The organism is Mesorhizobium sp. WSM3859, assembly GCF_002295065.1.
Taxonomy (GTDB): domain Bacteria; phylum Pseudomonadota; class Alphaproteobacteria; order Rhizobiales; family Rhizobiaceae; genus Mesorhizobium.
Window position 1 is genome coordinate 18,182 of record NZ_NSGG01000016.1, and the last position, 14,959, is coordinate 33,140.

Genomic DNA, 14,959 nt, shown 5'->3' on the forward strand with positions numbered 1-14,959 from the left:
GAGCAGAAGGTCATGAAGTCGAAACCCAATCCTGCGCGCCTGGACGCTTGGGACTTCCGCATTCTCTCAGAGATTCAGTCGGAGGGCCGGATTTCAAAAAGCGAGCTTGCAAAACGCGTTCATCTTTCGGCGTCGGCCTGCTCGGAGCGGCTCCGTGCACTCGAAGCCGAAGGGTTTATTGAGGGGTTTTACGCGCGGCTGAGTCCGGCCCTCATCGGTGGCATGGTCTTTGTCATGGTGGAGGTCGTGCTTGATCGTCATCGCCTCGAGGACCAAAGACATTTCGAGACTGCGATCCAAGAATTTCCGGAAATCCTGGATTGCTGGGCTATCGGCGGGCGCATCGATTATCTAATGCGCGTGGCAACCCTTTCTATGGCTACCTATCAGGTTTTCATGGAGGGATTGCTGCAGGCAGGCTTGGGGATCGATCAATATTATAGCCTTGTCGTGACCAAACCCGTGAAATCCAATGCGCCGATTCCCTTGTCTTCGCTAACGCAGCGGTAAACTCGCCCGGGCTTTGCTTCCGCGGGATTGGATCATCATTCCGCGAATTCCGTGGCGAAACACGCTCATTCCCGTGAAACACAAAGGAACCCTTCCCGTATAAGAGGCGGCTGGTCGGCGTTCCTCAATCGAAGCGGCAAGAGGATGATGCGCCTGAGCAACTTGGAAATCCCAACTGCGAGAGAAGGATCGAAGCCTATGGCTCCGAAAGAGAAGTTCAAATTCAAAATCGAGAACGAAAATTATGAATGGGACAACCGGTTCATAACCGGCGCTGAAGTGCGAGGCTTTGGCCCTGGCATACCAGATAGCATGGACCTTTATGTGAAAAGGCCGGGCCAGCCCGGTCAGCCCGTTGGGCGTGGTGACTCAATCGATTTGCTGCCTCCGGGGATCGAAAAGTTTTACGCCCAGGATGCTAGTTCGGAAGCTGGACATCAATAATGCCCCTGTTGTTCGATTCTGACTACGAGATACTCCACAAAGCAAGCGTCGATTTTGAGGAAGAAGACCGCGCCCGTTTTTTTATATTCAAGAATTTTTCGCTGCCGAAAGATATATATCTGGTGGATGAAAAGCCCGCCGATGCGGTCGATGTGTTGTATGTGATACCGCAGAATTACAATAGCTCGGGCGGGGACATGTTCTGGGTTCACCCACGCCTCCATCGAGCTGATGGAAAGCCAATACCAAACACTGGCGGGCCTCGTCACAATGAGGATTCGCGTACGCATAACGGGCTAGTGTTCTGTCGGTGGTCCAGGCACTGGCACAACAATCCGTGGAAACCAAAGGTCGACAACATCCAGACAATTATGGACCGGATCTCATGGGCGTTTAAGTACCCTGACGCGAGGCGCTCATGAACGGACATCGCATCTCAATTACCGGTTCTTTCCACGACAGGCTGAAGAGCTGGTTGACGGGGCACCTGGCCGGTCACGAACGGGGCGCGTTGGTTCTCTTTCGCAAGATGGCCAGGACTGTATCGGGTCTGCCGGCGTCTACACGTTTTGTGGCTGTTGATGTGATTGAGATGGACGGTGACTGGGTATTGGACAGCTCCCCGGTTCACCTGCGCATTAATTTGCGCAAGTTTCAGGATATCTACTTTCGTTGCGAGCAGGAACGGCTTGAGCTGGGATTCGCACATAGTCATCCAGGAGGGATGCTGGGTTTCTCCACGAAAGATGATCAGAACGAACAAAGCATTCTGAGGGGATACGCTGGCTGCAACGGCCCTGAGGTCTCATTTGTTGCGATGATTTTAGCCGACGGACAGTGGCGTGCGAGAGTTCGGCCGGGTGCGGCCCCTCAACGCGTGATGGACGTCCGGCATGTCTGTGTGCTCGGGACGGAGCTCGCAGTTCATATCAATGAGACAGGCGACGCTGTGCCATCGGAACTGCTAAGGCGTCAAGAAGCTGCCTTTGGCGAACCATTCAACGAGAAGCTCAGATCGTTGCGCGTAGCAATCGTCGGAGCTGGTGGAACCGGATCTTCACTCGCCACACTTATCGCCCGCGCGGGTGTAGGCGAACTCATCGTTATTGATGGCGATTTGCTCGAAGAAAGCAATCTCAACCGCGTCCGCGGATATCGCCGTTGCGATGTAGGCGAGAGCAAAGCGGCCACGTTAGCGCGGTACATCCGCAATCTGGGCTTGATGTTGAATGTCGTTGCGATTGAGGCGTATGTGAACGAGTCTCCAGAAGCGGTCGATGCGATTTCCAGCGCCGACCTGGTGTTCGGCTGTACAGACGATGTCGCTGGAAGAGAAGTTCTCAATCAAGCAGTGTACTATTACTGCCAAGGGCTTATCGACTGTGGGCTCACCGGCAAGATTGGTGTTGACCAGGAGCGTCAGCCGTACCTACACGACCATAGAGGCCGGGTTAGCACAGTTCTTCCCGAATCTGGTGGGTGCTTAAGATGCCAAGGCGTCGTCACCGAGGAAAAGCTCAGTTACGAGAGTGCACTGAAGGCGCGTCCGAATTTGGTGGAGCTGGATCCAGAGACGCTCCGGGAAGAGTACTATCTGGTCGGGGGCGGGGAGCGGGCGCCCGGAGTCGGCCCCTTCACCAGTGCGACTGCCGACATGGCCGTCGCGACATTGTTTGACCTGGTGCGCCCCTATCGGCGGCTTCCGAGCGACATTCGCCGTGACAATATATGGTACGACTTCGTGCATATGGTAATTTACAGCAACATGCCAAAGAACAACACAGATTGTTTTTGCTGCGGTCCAAACGGTTTATTGCTCGAACCTGAGAATGGCTATCGGCTCAGAATGCCGGGACTCGGCAAGCTGTGTTAATTCACATGTGGTCTTGGCTGTTAAGATTCTTGCGGTGGGTAGAGGAAATCATTCTCGGCGCACGCAGTCCACAAACGTCTGAGGACCGAAATCCTTCTGAGGCACCACCCGCAGACGTATTTTTCGCGCGCAGTGATGTGGTTGAAAAAACGCCTCCGAATGACACGGTTCGGCCGGGACAGTTCATCAGCGTAGTGCACAAAGGTCGACCATACTGGGCGCTCTTTAGGTGCCCCTGTGGGTGTGGCGATGTGGTTTCGTTACCAACGCATCCGCCACATAACCCCAGGTGGCGCATTGAGGTGAGCGTGGAGGGCCGGCCAACGTTGCATCCCTCTGTTTGGCGAACCAAAGGGTGCCTAAGCCATTTCTGGATTAGCGAGGGAAGAGTCTGCTGGTGTGACGACACGGGTGTCGAGCCTTGGCGAGCCCGACCAGGCCTATATGAAAGAAAAATTTAGAACGCGTCCTGGAGCGACTGCGATGTGACCACGGCATGCGGCGCTAGCGCGGTCATACTACTGCGGAGAGCGGCAAGCTCAGGAGCTGCACCGCGGGCCAGAAACGCCATATCACGCCGGCCATCAAGGCCAGACGGGGCGCCACTCGGCCATCGACCGTGATTGGCCACATCGAGGCCGAGCACCGGACAGGCCGCAACTATCTCGCCGGCCCAGCCGGCCTGGCGCGCACGCCATTCTGGCCACAGCCGGCTATAGGTTGTTCCTCGTGCTCTCAGCTGTTCATCGCGATGAGCATCCCAGCGGCCGCGGTTGCCAATACATTCCATCCGTCGCCGACGAAAAGTTGATGCGCTCGGCAACGAGAGCGACCTCGTAAGCCTCGCAAAGCCAGCTGAGACAGTGCAGTAACGGGCACGCCAGATACACGCAATGACGACTGGGAGAAGCTCGTCCACCGGACATTCGATGTTCGTTGGCCCAGGGCCCAGAGCTTGCAAACTCGCAAAACGGCGCGTGGATTGCTGAACAGTGCCGTCCGCTCCGCCACCCGACTTATTGCTTTGACCGGCACGAAGCGCATCGTGGTGGCGTCGCCGACTCGGCGTCTCGGTCGTCGTACTTGTTCGCTTTCACATATTGCCGAACCTATTCCGACGACACGAGGGGCCCCATCCGGCAGTTTCTGCTGGTCTCCAGCACGGCGGCCTACGGACGGCGCATCTCGTACCACCATCTCCCAACCATATGCGGTACCTTTCGCTGACACGCCCGCGCGAACAGAACCCGGCAGCGCCCGCATGCAATAAGGGCCAGTTTCGCTGAGCTCGTGAATGAACGCGTCCGTCAGCAAATCCCGACCAGCCTTCGCGTGACCAAACCTATGGTCTTCAATTCACCGATCCCATGTCCGCGCTAAGGCGACGGTAACGCCGAGGGCTGGGTTTGCACGGCTTTTCATCGCGATTCCGCGAATTCGTCGGGGAATGACGTGCATTCCCGCGAAACTGGAGAGGCGTTTGCGGTATGCTAATTGTCTAAGGAGGCGGCGGGCCGAGTGCCCTTCGCCAATCCATCGCGAGGAGAGGGACTATGCGGTTGAGCAATCTGGGAACCGAGCAACTCAGAGAGAAGGATCGAAGCTTCGTCTTTCATCCATCTACGCATCTGGCCAAGCACAGCCGAGGGGAGACCCCAAATCGGATCATGGCCGGTGCGGAAGGCGTGTACATCTGGGATACCGAAGGTCGAAAGAGCCTCGACGGTTTCGGTGGGCTCTACTGCGTCAATATAGGATATGGCTGCACGGAAATTGCCGAGGCCATTGCCAGGCAAGCACACGAATTGCCGTTCGCCCATGTCTATGCAAGTCAAGGAACAGAGCCAGTCGCCCTCTTGGCAGAGGCAGTGGTCGAGTATTTTGGCCAGAACATGCAAAGGGTCTTTTTCGGCCTTTCGGGCTCCGACGCCAACGAAACCAACATCAAGCTGGTCTGGTACTACAACAACATTCTAGGCCGCCCTGAAAAGAAGAAGATCATCTCGCGACATCGAGGCTATCACGGGTCTGGGCTGGTCACCGGTAGCCTGACGGGCCTTGCCTTTTTCCATAATTTCTTCGACCTGCCGCTGGACTTGGTCCGCCATACCACGACGCCGCACCACTATCGCCAAGCGTATGACGGCGAAAGTGAGCAAGCGTTCTCGAAACGCTGCGCGGACGAACTTGAAGCCCTTATCCTCGCTGAAGGCCCGGAGACCGTTGCAGCGTTTATCGGAGAGCCGGTGCTTGGGACAGGCGGCATCGTTCCGCCCCCAAAAGGATATTGGACCGCTATCCAAGGCGTGCTCGACAAATACGATATCCTCCTCATCGCCGACGAAGTGGTCTGCGGGTTTGGACGAACCGGTGAGAAGTTCGGTTCTCACCTCTATGGCATGCGGCCGGACTTCGTGACCATTGCCAAGGGTTTGAGTTCGGCCTACCTGCCCATCTCCGGATCAATCATTGGAGACCGCGTCTGGTCGGTCTTGGAACAAGGAACAGAGAAGCACGGCGCCCTCGGCCATGGCTGGACATATTCGGGTCACACGCTTTGCGCTGCGGCCGCGCTCGCCAATATTCGACTCCTGAAGGAAAGAAATATTCTGGAGCATGTGCGCGATGTCGGACCGTATTGGCATGCGCGCATGAATGCCGAACTGGCGGGACACCCCATGGTCGGCGAGGTTCGTGGTGTCGGAATCCTCTCTGCCGTAGAGCTGATGCGAGATCCAAAGCAGAGGATACCGTTTGCATCCGATCTTCAGGTCGGCGTTCGCGCAGCCGCTGCTCTGTTCGAGAACGGTGTCATCGGCCGCGCCATGCCACACGGCGATATCCTCGGCTTTGCCCCGCCTTTGATCATCACCCGGAAGGAGATCGACATAATCGTGGACGCAACCGCGAAATCGATCGAGACGACCTATCGCGCGCTGAAGGCCGAGAATGCGATATGAACGGAGCGCCAACGGAATGCGAGCCCCCGGTTTGACGCCGTCCCGGGTAACCAACTTGGTGCTCCCTGGGATGAACTTTCCCCGGGACCAGACGTCACCCTCGCATTAGGACTGGTCGCCCATTGACGTCCCATTGGTGAAGAAGGGACTGACTGCGCATTTCACGCCGAACCGACCGAAACTGCTAAACTTGAAGCCGTCAGATTCTAAGCATGCTTCAGACTTCGATCAAGCGGTAACCAAATCAGTTCTGCCGCCGCTGTCCTGTTGCCCAACGACCGGGGCTTTTGTGCGGCGCGCCCTGCCGGTGTACCTCCCCGCCGGCGGGGCGCCTTTTCTGACCCGATGGATCTGCGTGATTGTAGCGCGTCCGCAATCGACAGTTCGAGAAGGAGGTCATCTGCAAATCCGGATGCACATCGAGCTTCAATATTTCTATTCACCATGGCAACCGCCCACAATCGCAGCTTCGGACCCGCGGTTTAGGGCAGCCGGCGTCGAGGTCGCGTGCACTCCTTTCATATGATCCAAGGCCCGGAGAGTAGTCATCGCGGTGAACTTTCTCCAGCGTCGAATCTCGGGGGCAAGTCTTCTCGCCGTAGCTTGCTAACTCCTAGGTTTAATTGAAACAGCCGCAGGACAAAATGCAGCTCGTCTTCGAAACTTTGCTGGATCAGTTGTCTTTAAGCGTTGATGAAGTCGACTTCCATAACGCACTCGCCAGCGCCGCCGGCGCCTTCGACATTCCCGCATTCGCCTATCTGTCTCTGGTGTCTGATCGCGTCACAGAACCCAGGCTGATATCGAACTATCATTCCGGCTGGACGTCGCACTACATGCGCCAACAATATGAAAGGATCGACCCGGTCATAGAATGGGCACGATGCAGCGAATGTCCCTTTCAGTGGGGACCGGGATTCGGCTATGCCGGCATTTCAGCGCGACAGCAACAGCTTTTCGATGAGGCTTCCGAATTCGGCATCTGCTGCGGACTGACGATTCCACTTGTCGATCGCCGCGGCGGTGTCGCTGCGATGACCTTCGCGGCAGGCAGGCTCGATCCGACATTCCTGCGCGTAACCGAGCAATATGAGCAGGCGCTCGAGATTATGGCGATGTGCTTTCACATTGGCGTTCGCCGCAAGCTTTCCGGTGGTCTGACGGTGGATGGTGTTTCGCTGACGCCACGTGAGTACGAATGCCTGGAATGGACGGCAAAGGGCAAGTCCGCCTGGGAGATCGGCTGCATCTTGGGCATCAAGGAGCGCACGGCCGCTTTCCATCTGGACAATGCCAAGAAGAAGCTCGGCGTGCGAACCAAAAATCAGGCGGTGACGCTGCTGGCCTCCTCAAGATCATCAATCCTCTGAGGAACAGAATCCCTCCTTGATCTACCTGTGCAAATGCACAGGCAGTCGCGGCATGATGGTTCGCCTCCAATGGCAGGGTCATACCTGCGAGAAGACCATCATGATTGAGCCTATTGCGCCCGGCTGGTACTGCGCCTTCGACGAACTTCACGAACTGCATCGGCTGCGCTTGCGCGTCTTGAAGGAGCGGCTCGGCTGGAAGGTGTGCACTACCGGCGGCTTCGAGATCGATTCATTCGAGGCCGTGAAACCCCACTATCTCGTGTTGCGCGGTTTCGCCGGTCCCGTCGGGGGCGGCGTACGCCCTCTGTCCTCGACGAGGCCGACGATGCTCCAGACGTCTTTTCGACGCTGTTGGAAGGAAGAACGACACCCGGTTACGGATTTGCCCACAGAGCTATTCCTGCGTCGCGCCGGATGGCCGCTCGCCCGGATCGGTCCGCCCCAGACAATCGGTACCACGCGCGCCTTTGCCGGCTTTTTGGATGTCTCAGAGGAGAGCCTTGCTGCGGTCCGCCACAATGGCAGTCCTGTGCTGTGGCACCGGTGATCTGCACGGGGGCCTGATATGATTATGATTGGCAATGACGCCGACTGGCCGGACTGGCAGGATGAGAAATCCTATCGCTATACGCGCTACCTGACCCAACGCGGCTGGGCCTGGGAATTCCTTCGGCGCAATCCGGCCTGCCAGCGTGACTTGAGGCACGCGCTTGAGCACGCAGAATTTGCAGAAAGGCGCTTCGACATAGACGTGGTGAGATCGTCGCTCGATCTGACGCGGTGGGGGCTCCTGTTTCGCAAGCTCGTTGAGGCCTGATGCGAATGTGTTCTGGTGCTCCCGCCAATGCCCGCATGTCCTGCCGGTCATTGCAGAAAAGGCATTGTCGCCCGAAACGCTTTCGTTTGATCTCGCTGCAATGCCATGTCGGGCGGCACTCGTGATCACGGCGGACGGTCGCCAGCATGTCATGCTGCGAAATGCTCACCGGGATTTACAACTTGTTGTCGAGGGCGCGGACGTCTTGCGCCCCGTTCGGCTTTCCGTCGACGCGATCTGGCCCGCCGATCGGATGAGACAGCAGTTGAATGCGTTCGAATGCCTCAATGCTCTTCACGCGACTGGACAATTTCCCGACAGGCTATTTCCGCCCGAAGCGCGCGCCAGCCGTCTGCGCTTTGTCCTCCAGGCCCTTGACGGCTCGCTAGCCGGTGCATCGCACCGTGAAATCGCAAGGGCCCTGTTGGGCCGGCAACGCGTCCAGGCCGACTGGACGGATCCGCGCAACCACCTTCGCGATCGCATTCGCCGTGCCGTCCGGCGCGGTCACGTGCTCATGGATCGTGGCTATCAGGATTTCCTCGCCTGAAAGTGATTTGTATAGCTCACCTGGAGGCGGTCAGCGCGCGAACAGTTCTTTGTATCCAGTCGTAACCATCCAGTTTGCCCGATCGAGATGGCTGCGAACCGCCATTCGGGCGCGCTCAGGTTCTCGCATCGGATCGATGCCGAGGACGAGCTGCGCCATCTCGTCTTCGCTGGCATCGTCGGCGCAGGCGTCCAGGAGCCTCATATAGATCGTGAAGTGCTCGTTGTCGTAAGCGGTCAGACGGTCCGACCACGGGACTTCGTCTTGAACTTTGGGTTTCATCGCGACCTCCTGCGGTTCGGGTTTGTCGTTATCTTGAGGGGCAAGACATCTGCTCGTTGGACTAATCATATCGAATAGGAACGATCGTTCCTAGAACGATAGTTCCGGTTCTGGTCCCTTCTTCCCATGGACCTCAAGGAGGTCATGGCGATCAACATGCGTCGTTTGCGCCATGATCAGGACCTGACGCAGGAAGAATTGGCTGCCCGCGCAGAGCTGAGCATGCGCTATGTGGGCTCGATCGAGCGTGCTCGGGTTTCCGCAAGCGTCAGTGTGCTTGGCCAGCTCGCAAAAGCGCTTGACGTTGATCCTTGTGAGTTGATTAGGCCGCAGTAACAAACGCGATCCGGCCCATCCCGGATTTCCAAAATCAAGCTTGATGGCGCGCAGCCGGCCGCCAGTGAACTGAGCCCGCTTTCTTCGAGCCGCCATCCGCGTGCTCCCATGGCGCAACTTGCGTCACCAACAGCGCTGCTGTTTGGACGAAATGCGCGAGGACAAGGGAGAAGACCGGCTTGAGGCAGGAGCAGCTTGCCGAGATTCCGGCTTCAGCCTGCAGTAAAATCAACGGTCGGAGAAGGGCAAAAGGAACCCAACCATCGTCACGCATTATGAACTGGCACAAGCCCTCCGTGTCCGCCACATCGATCCGGACTGAAGACGATTAAGCGCTATTTGGAATGACGCCGACGCGCCGCGGCACATTTCAACCGCATCCGTCGTGTAAATGATGCTGCGCGCACTTGGATAGGCGAAGAGGCACGACGTGCTGCCAGTCGCGCCGCCAGCTCTGAGTGATCGCCGGATATGCCGGCCGAGTCGCCTGCTTCGAATCCTCTAGAGCCTTCATGCCGGGTTTGGCGTCCGCGCCTCGCCAAATGGCGCTGGGAGTCGGCACGACGGTTTTGCGATCCTTCCGTGACACGAAATCTTAAATGGCGGATGAGGTGCACCATGCAGTGTAGCTCTGCCGCCTGGGAAAAGGTAATTCGCCAGCCTTGCCGTCTTACCAGTACCTCCCAAGTTCGTTGCGTTCTTGTGTAGGCATTGCAACAGATACTGCGAGGAAATTCATGGAATCTTTGCAAATGCAATTCGCTGTCAATGGTAGTCTCACCACAAATTTCGACTTCAGTGGCGGCAGAAATCTGGTGTCGTTTTATGTTCCACCACCGAACAGCATTTGCGAAGTGTGCGAAATGACAAAGCCAGCAGGACAAGGGTTTGGTTCTTCTATTTGGCGTCGTGCTGACCAATGTTGATGCTTGTCGATCGCCTAATGACAGCAGCACATCTTGATCGCCTTCGGATCCTGGGCCTTTGCGCGCATGCCGACCTGACTGTCTGCGAGCTAGCGGAAATTCTCGATCTTCGTCGCGAGCGCGTTGCACGACACGTCCGGCTGCTAGCCAGAGCCGACTTTCTTTGCGGCAACGGACAACGTCCTTGGTCCTCATATCATCTCAATGCAGGGGGCAAGGACGGAGGGTTGGTCCAATTCTTGGTCGATCTACTCCCCCACGACGATGGGTATCACAAGCGGGACCTGGAGCGGCTCGAGGCGGTACAAGACGGGCGGTCCAAGGGGACCGCCTGTTTGATGGGGAATAGATCCATCCAACTGGAGCGCGAATTACCATGAGCAACTGCGCCCAGGGTGCCATCGCGCAGCCCGACACTTTCGGACGGTCTTCCTTGGTCCACGTCGATTACCGCGTTCATGAACTGCTTCTAAGACAGGAGCGCCAGGAGCGGACAACCCTCAAACTTATCGCCTCCGAGAACTTTGCCTCCTCGGCAGTGTTGGAAGCGACCGGGTCGATTTTCACTAACAAGTATGCCGAGGGATACCCCGGTGCGCGCTACTACGCCGGAAACGAGATCGTCGATGAGCTTGAAAACGTCGCTATCGAGCGTTTAAAGGCGCTATTCGGCTGTGAACACGCTAACGTGCAGCCATATTCCGGCTCTCCGGCCAATCAGGCAGTCTATCGCGCGCTTTTGATTCCCGGAGACAAAGTCATGGGCTTGCCTTTACCCGAAGGCGGCCATCTGACGCACGGTTGGGCAGTCAACTTCTCCGGCACCGATTATCAGCGAGTTCCATACAGGCTGCACGAAAAGACGCAGCAAATTGACTATGACCAATTGCGCGAGACAGCCAGGCGGGAACGCCCGAAGCTAATTTGGGTCGGCGGAACTGCTTATCCGCGTATTTTTGACTACGCGGCAATGGCCGAAATTGCTTCGGAGGCGAACGCCTATCTCGTGGCCGACGTCGCCCATATCAGCGGCCTGGTTGTCGCAGGAGTGCATCCGAACCCCGTGCCCCATTGCGATGTGGTCACCAGCACGTCTCACAAGTCGATCCGCGGCCCCCGCGGTGGGTTTATTTTGTCAAGGAATGAAGACCGTTATCAGCCACTCTATCATCCGAAGAGCAAACACAATCTGGCCAAACGCATTGACCGCGCCGTGTTCCCTCTCCTGCAAGGCGGACCGCATATGAATACTATCGCCGCGCTTGCCGTCGCTTTGCAGGAGGCAGCGAACCCGTCCTTTCGTATCTACGGTCAGCAGATCGTCAACAACGCCAAGGCTCTGGCCCAGGCGCTTCTGGAGCGAGGTTATGAACTCGTCACCGGGGGCACTGACAATCACATGCTGATCCTTGATCTTAGGAACCGGCCGCTGTCAGGCAAAGCCTATGCCGAGCGCCTGGCAAGGGCAGGCATCATTACGAACTTTAATATGGTGCCGGGTGACCGGCGGCATCCGGCGCTCACAAGCGGCATCCGCTTAGGGACGCCAGCGGTGACGTCCATGGGCATGCGCGAGGGGGAAATGGTGCAGATCGCCGCTTTCATCGACTCCGTCTGCCGCGAGCCCGATGACCAGGATGTTCATGCGAGCGTACGAAGGGACGTTGCCGACTTCTGCGCTGCGTTCGACGTCCCGGGCATCAGCGACCGGTAAGCCACCCAGTTCGGAAACTCCCCACCTAACTCCAACACCTGAAGCGAGGGCATATGACCAGGCAGTTCGTGTTCTCTTCCGAATCCGTCGGCGCGGGACACCCCGACAAGATGGCAGATAACATCTCCGATGCCATCCTCGATGCGGTCCTCCGCACCGATCCGAAGGCGCGCGTCGCCTGTGAAGCGTTGGTGAAGACAGGGATGGTCGTTCTGGCTGGCGAGATCACCAGCCATGCCCAGATCGATTACACTCAAGTTGCTCGCGATACGATCCTCGACATTGGCTATGACGACGATGCCATTGGCTTTGATGGTCGACGTTGCGCCGTCGTTCTGGCTCTCACCGAGCAGTCGCCCGACATAAGCCAGGGTGTTGACGAAGGACGAGGGCAGGATCTCGAGCAGGGCGCGGGGGATCAGGGCCTCATGTTTGGATTCGCATGCAATGAGACGGATACATTGATGCCCTTGCCGATCCAACTCGCTCACCATTTGACGAAAAGACAGGCAGAGGTCCGAAAAACGGGACAGCTTGGCTGGCTGCGTCCGGATGTGAAATCTCAAGTCTCCGTACGCTACGAGGGTCTTCGCCCGGTGGCGCTGGACACCATAGTCCTGTCAACGCAGCATGACGAGGCGGTCTCCCAAGATACAGTCCGCGATGGCGTCATTGAGGAGATCATAAAACCGGTCCTGCCGACCCACCTTGATACTTCTGGGATCAGATTTCTGGTCAACCCAACAGGGCGGTTCGTGATCGGCGGGCCCGCCGGCGACTGCGGCCTCACTGGGCGCAAGATCATCGTCGATTCCTACGGTGGAACGGGGCGTCACGGCGGCGGCGCCTTTTCGGGCAAGGACCCATCCAAGGTTGACCGCTCGGCCGCCTATGCGGCGCGGTACGTCGCAAAGAACATCGTTGCCAGCGGCCTTGCAGAGGTCTGCGAGGTTCAGCTTGCTTACGCGATCGGCGTGGCCAGTCCGGTTTCTGTCATGGTCAACACATTCGGAACCGCAAGGATTGAGGAAAAAAAGATAGAGCGCCTTGTTCTTGAGCTTTTCGATCTCCGACCGAAAGGCATCATCAAGATGCTTGATCTCTTACGCCCGATATACCGCAAGACCGCGACATACGGGCACTTCGGCCGTGAAGAGCCTGAGTTCACCTGGGAAAAGACGGACAGAGCCGACGACTTGCTGCGTGAAGCAGGACCGGCAGCTGCGTGAGGGCCGTTGGATCAAGCGAATGCTGCAATCCATTTCAACTCGTTAGACCCGCGCGCGCCCGGCATGCCAGATAGCCAGGTGGTTCCGTTGGCGGAGATTTTGATGCCGGAATATGACGTGCTTTGCATCGGCAATGCCATTGTCGACATCATCGCGCAGTGCGACGAGGCTTTTCTCGAGACCAACGGCATCATCAAGGGCGCGATGAACCTCATCGACGCCAAGCGCGCCGAACTGCTTTACAGCCGCATGGGACCGGCGATCGAGGCTTCCGGCGGCAGCGCCGGCAACACGGCGGCGGGCGTGGCGAGCTTCGGCGGACGGGCCGCCTTCTTCGGCAAGGTGTCCAACGACGCGTTGGGCGACATCTACAGCCATGATATCCGCGCCCAGGGCGTGGCCTTCGACACCAAGCCACTGCAAGGCGAGCCGCCGACGGCTCGCTCGATGATCTTCGTCACGCCGGACGGCGAGCGCTCGATGAACACCTATCTCGGCGCCTGCGTCGAGCTCGGACCGGAGGATGTCGAGCCAGACAAGGCGGCCGGGGCCAAGGTAACCTATTTCGAGGGTTATCTGTGGGATCCGCCGCGCGCCAAGGAAGCCATCCGCCAGACGGCCAAGCTGGCTCATGCGGCGGGCCGCGAAGTGTCGATGACGTTGTCGGATTCCTTTTGCGTCGACCGATATCGCGACGAGTTCCTCGAGCTGATGCGTTCGGGCACCGTCGACATCGTCTTTGCCAACAGCCACGAGATCAAGTCGCTCTACCAGACCGCTTCCTTCGAGGAGGCGCTCGCCGCCATCCGCAAGGATTGCAGAATAGCCGCCGTCACCCGTTCCGAGAAAGGTTCGGTCATCGTGCGCGGCGATGAGACCGTCACCATCGAGGCGACGAAGATCAAGGAACTGCTCGATACGACTGGAGCCGGCGATCTCTATGCCGCCGGCTTCCTTTTCGGCTACACGAGCGGACGCAGCCTCAAGGATTGCGGCGACCTCGGCTCGCTGGCCGCGGGGCTGGTGATCCAGCAGATCGGCCCACGCCCGCGCCAGAATCTGCGCCGTGAGGCCGAGCAGGCGGGGTCGATCTAGCCGGGCTATTCAACGACGGGCGGCCCCGTCTCCCCTCCTGCGGACCGTGCGGGGCGATGCGCGTAAATCGAGATGTCGGATGCGCATCCGCGTGAGAAGCAGCTCCGGCATGCCACGATCGGAAAGGGTGATGGTGTCGCCCTCCAGTGCGAACCTTCTGCCATGCGATATGGGGAAGCGTTCCGATCAGCAGCTCGACCTATCGCATATCTTGCTCACCCGCCGTGGTCGACCTCGTGAGCCAACAGGTCGGCCGTGCGATACAGCGGGGAAGAGGCCGACTCCTGAATTGACATGAACGCATCGCCCGCCCGATTGAGATCATCCTGCCGGGAGCGCAGTGCGCTGTTTAAGACAGTTGGACGATGATGGGCAATCATAGGACCATCGTGAGCCACGCCAGCATCGCCATGACGATGACACGGTTTCTTTTGCGGAACGGTCTTCCGAGCCAAGCTACTTTCTGCGTTCGTCGACCGTAACCGCACCCGCTGTCGACGCCGACGTGATCTTGTTCAAGACCAGCAAGGGTTTTGGCTTTGTCAAATTGCCGGAGGGCATCGAGGCACATCCGGGTGCTGCGGGCGGCCGGGAGCCGCGGTGTTTCCGAGGGAAGGCGTCTCAAGTTCACGGCGGAAGAAAGTCCAAGAGGTCACCAGGTCTCTCAGGTGCTGGAGGTCTGTAATCAGACCGCGAAACTCAGCTACATACGCGTAGCGCTAGAGAGCCCGCCGCCGGACGAGTGCCCAATTGGAGAGCGAGGGCACGGTCAAGTGGTACAATCCGCAAAAAGGGCTTCGGCTTCCTTGCTCCTGAAACGGTGAGAAGGACATCTTCGTTCCTGCCACGT

At 58.1% G+C, this 14,959-nt stretch carries 14 protein-coding genes and 2 pseudogenes; 14 read left to right on the top strand and 2 right to left on the bottom strand.

The features are described from left to right. Positions 1-12 precede the first annotated feature (12 nt). The 10 genes and pseudogenes from CK230_RS26650 (at position 13) to CK230_RS26690 (ending at position 8,527) form a co-directional block, all read left to right on the top strand. Positions 13-510: an Lrp/AsnC family transcriptional regulator gene (locus CK230_RS26650; RefSeq protein WP_095795985.1), complete on the top strand. Its 498-nt coding sequence runs from the start codon at positions 13-15 to the stop codon at positions 508-510. Positions 511-708: 198 nt separating this feature from the next. After that, positions 709-954 carry a multiubiquitin domain-containing protein gene (locus CK230_RS26655; RefSeq protein ID WP_176480230.1) on the top strand — a complete coding sequence of 82 codons (246 nt, stop codon included), beginning with the start codon at positions 709-711 and terminating at the stop codon, positions 952-954. Beyond that, positions 954-1,376, top strand: a complete 423-nt coding sequence (locus CK230_RS26660) for an E2/UBC family protein (protein WP_095795983.1) — start codon at positions 954-956, stop codon at positions 1,374-1,376. Before CK230_RS26655 ends, CK230_RS26660 begins: the two co-directional genes overlap by 1 nt. Then, the gene (locus tag CK230_RS26665; RefSeq protein ID WP_095795982.1) at positions 1,373-2,827 is read left to right on the top strand and encodes a ThiF family adenylyltransferase; all 1,455 of its coding nucleotides are present in this window, start codon (positions 1,373-1,375) and stop codon (positions 2,825-2,827) included. Before CK230_RS26660 ends, CK230_RS26665 begins: the two co-directional genes overlap by 4 nt. Positions 2,828-3,335: 508 nt before the next feature. After that, positions 3,336-3,500, top strand: a pseudogene (locus CK230_RS33765) (IS5/IS1182 family transposase); the annotation flags it as partial. Positions 3,501-4,380: 880 nt separating this feature from the next. After that, complete coding sequence (locus CK230_RS26670) at positions 4,381-5,787, top strand: aminotransferase (RefSeq protein ID WP_095795981.1); 1,407 nt, start codon at positions 4,381-4,383, stop codon at positions 5,785-5,787. Positions 5,788-6,431: 644 nt separating this feature from the next. Beyond that, positions 6,432-7,157 (top strand): LuxR family transcriptional regulator, encoded by a 726-nt coding sequence (locus tag CK230_RS26675; RefSeq protein WP_095795980.1) that lies wholly within the window; start codon positions 6,432-6,434, stop codon positions 7,155-7,157. A 52-nt stretch (positions 7,158-7,209) separates the two neighbouring features. Continuing rightward, a complete protein-coding gene (locus tag CK230_RS26680) occupies positions 7,210-7,707 on the top strand; it encodes an acyl-homoserine-lactone synthase (RefSeq protein WP_245330168.1) in 498 nt (165 codons plus the stop codon). Between the two features lie 18 nt (positions 7,708-7,725). After that, the gene (locus tag CK230_RS26685) at positions 7,726-7,977 is read left to right on the top strand and encodes a DUF6499 domain-containing protein (RefSeq protein WP_095795979.1); all 252 of its coding nucleotides are present in this window, start codon (positions 7,726-7,728) and stop codon (positions 7,975-7,977) included. Between the two features lie 64 nt (positions 7,978-8,041). Then, positions 8,042-8,527, top strand: a complete 486-nt coding sequence (locus tag CK230_RS26690) for a DUF2285 domain-containing protein (protein WP_245330167.1) — start codon at positions 8,042-8,044, stop codon at positions 8,525-8,527. Positions 8,528-8,557: 30 nt separating this feature from the next. On the opposite strand, the gene CK230_RS26695 is transcribed toward CK230_RS26690, so the two are convergent. Further along, entirely contained in the window at positions 8,558-8,809 is a 252-nt protein-coding gene (locus CK230_RS26695) for a DUF2285 domain-containing protein (protein WP_095796004.1), read from the bottom strand. Positions 8,810-8,935: 126 nt separating this feature from the next. On the opposite strand from CK230_RS26695, the gene CK230_RS26700 reads away from it, so the two are divergent. Beyond that, positions 8,936-9,145: a helix-turn-helix transcriptional regulator gene (locus CK230_RS26700; protein WP_010913773.1), complete on the top strand. Its 210-nt coding sequence runs from the start codon at positions 8,936-8,938 to the stop codon at positions 9,143-9,145. Between the two features lie 369 nt (positions 9,146-9,514). Here CK230_RS26700 and CK230_RS32730 read toward each other — a convergent pair. Then, positions 9,515-9,768, bottom strand: a pseudogene (locus CK230_RS32730) (transposase); the annotation flags it as partial. Between the two features lie 679 nt (positions 9,769-10,447). Here CK230_RS32730 and glyA point away from each other — a divergent pair. The 3 genes from glyA to CK230_RS26725 all read left to right on the top strand — a co-directional run bounded on the left by glyA (position 10,448) and on the right by CK230_RS26725 (position 14,109). Then, a complete protein-coding gene (glyA, locus tag CK230_RS26715; RefSeq protein ID WP_095795976.1) occupies positions 10,448-11,785 on the top strand; it encodes a serine hydroxymethyltransferase in 1,338 nt (445 codons plus the stop codon). 53 nt (positions 11,786-11,838) lie between these two features. Further along, positions 11,839-13,014 carry a methionine adenosyltransferase gene (gene metK / locus CK230_RS26720; RefSeq protein ID WP_095795975.1) on the top strand — a complete coding sequence of 392 codons (1,176 nt, stop codon included), beginning with the start codon at positions 11,839-11,841 and terminating at the stop codon, positions 13,012-13,014. 102 nt (positions 13,015-13,116) lie between these two features. Further along, positions 13,117-14,109 (top strand): adenosine kinase, encoded by a 993-nt coding sequence (locus CK230_RS26725; protein WP_095795974.1) that lies wholly within the window; start codon positions 13,117-13,119, stop codon positions 14,107-14,109. Positions 14,110-14,959: the final 850 nt, after the last annotated feature.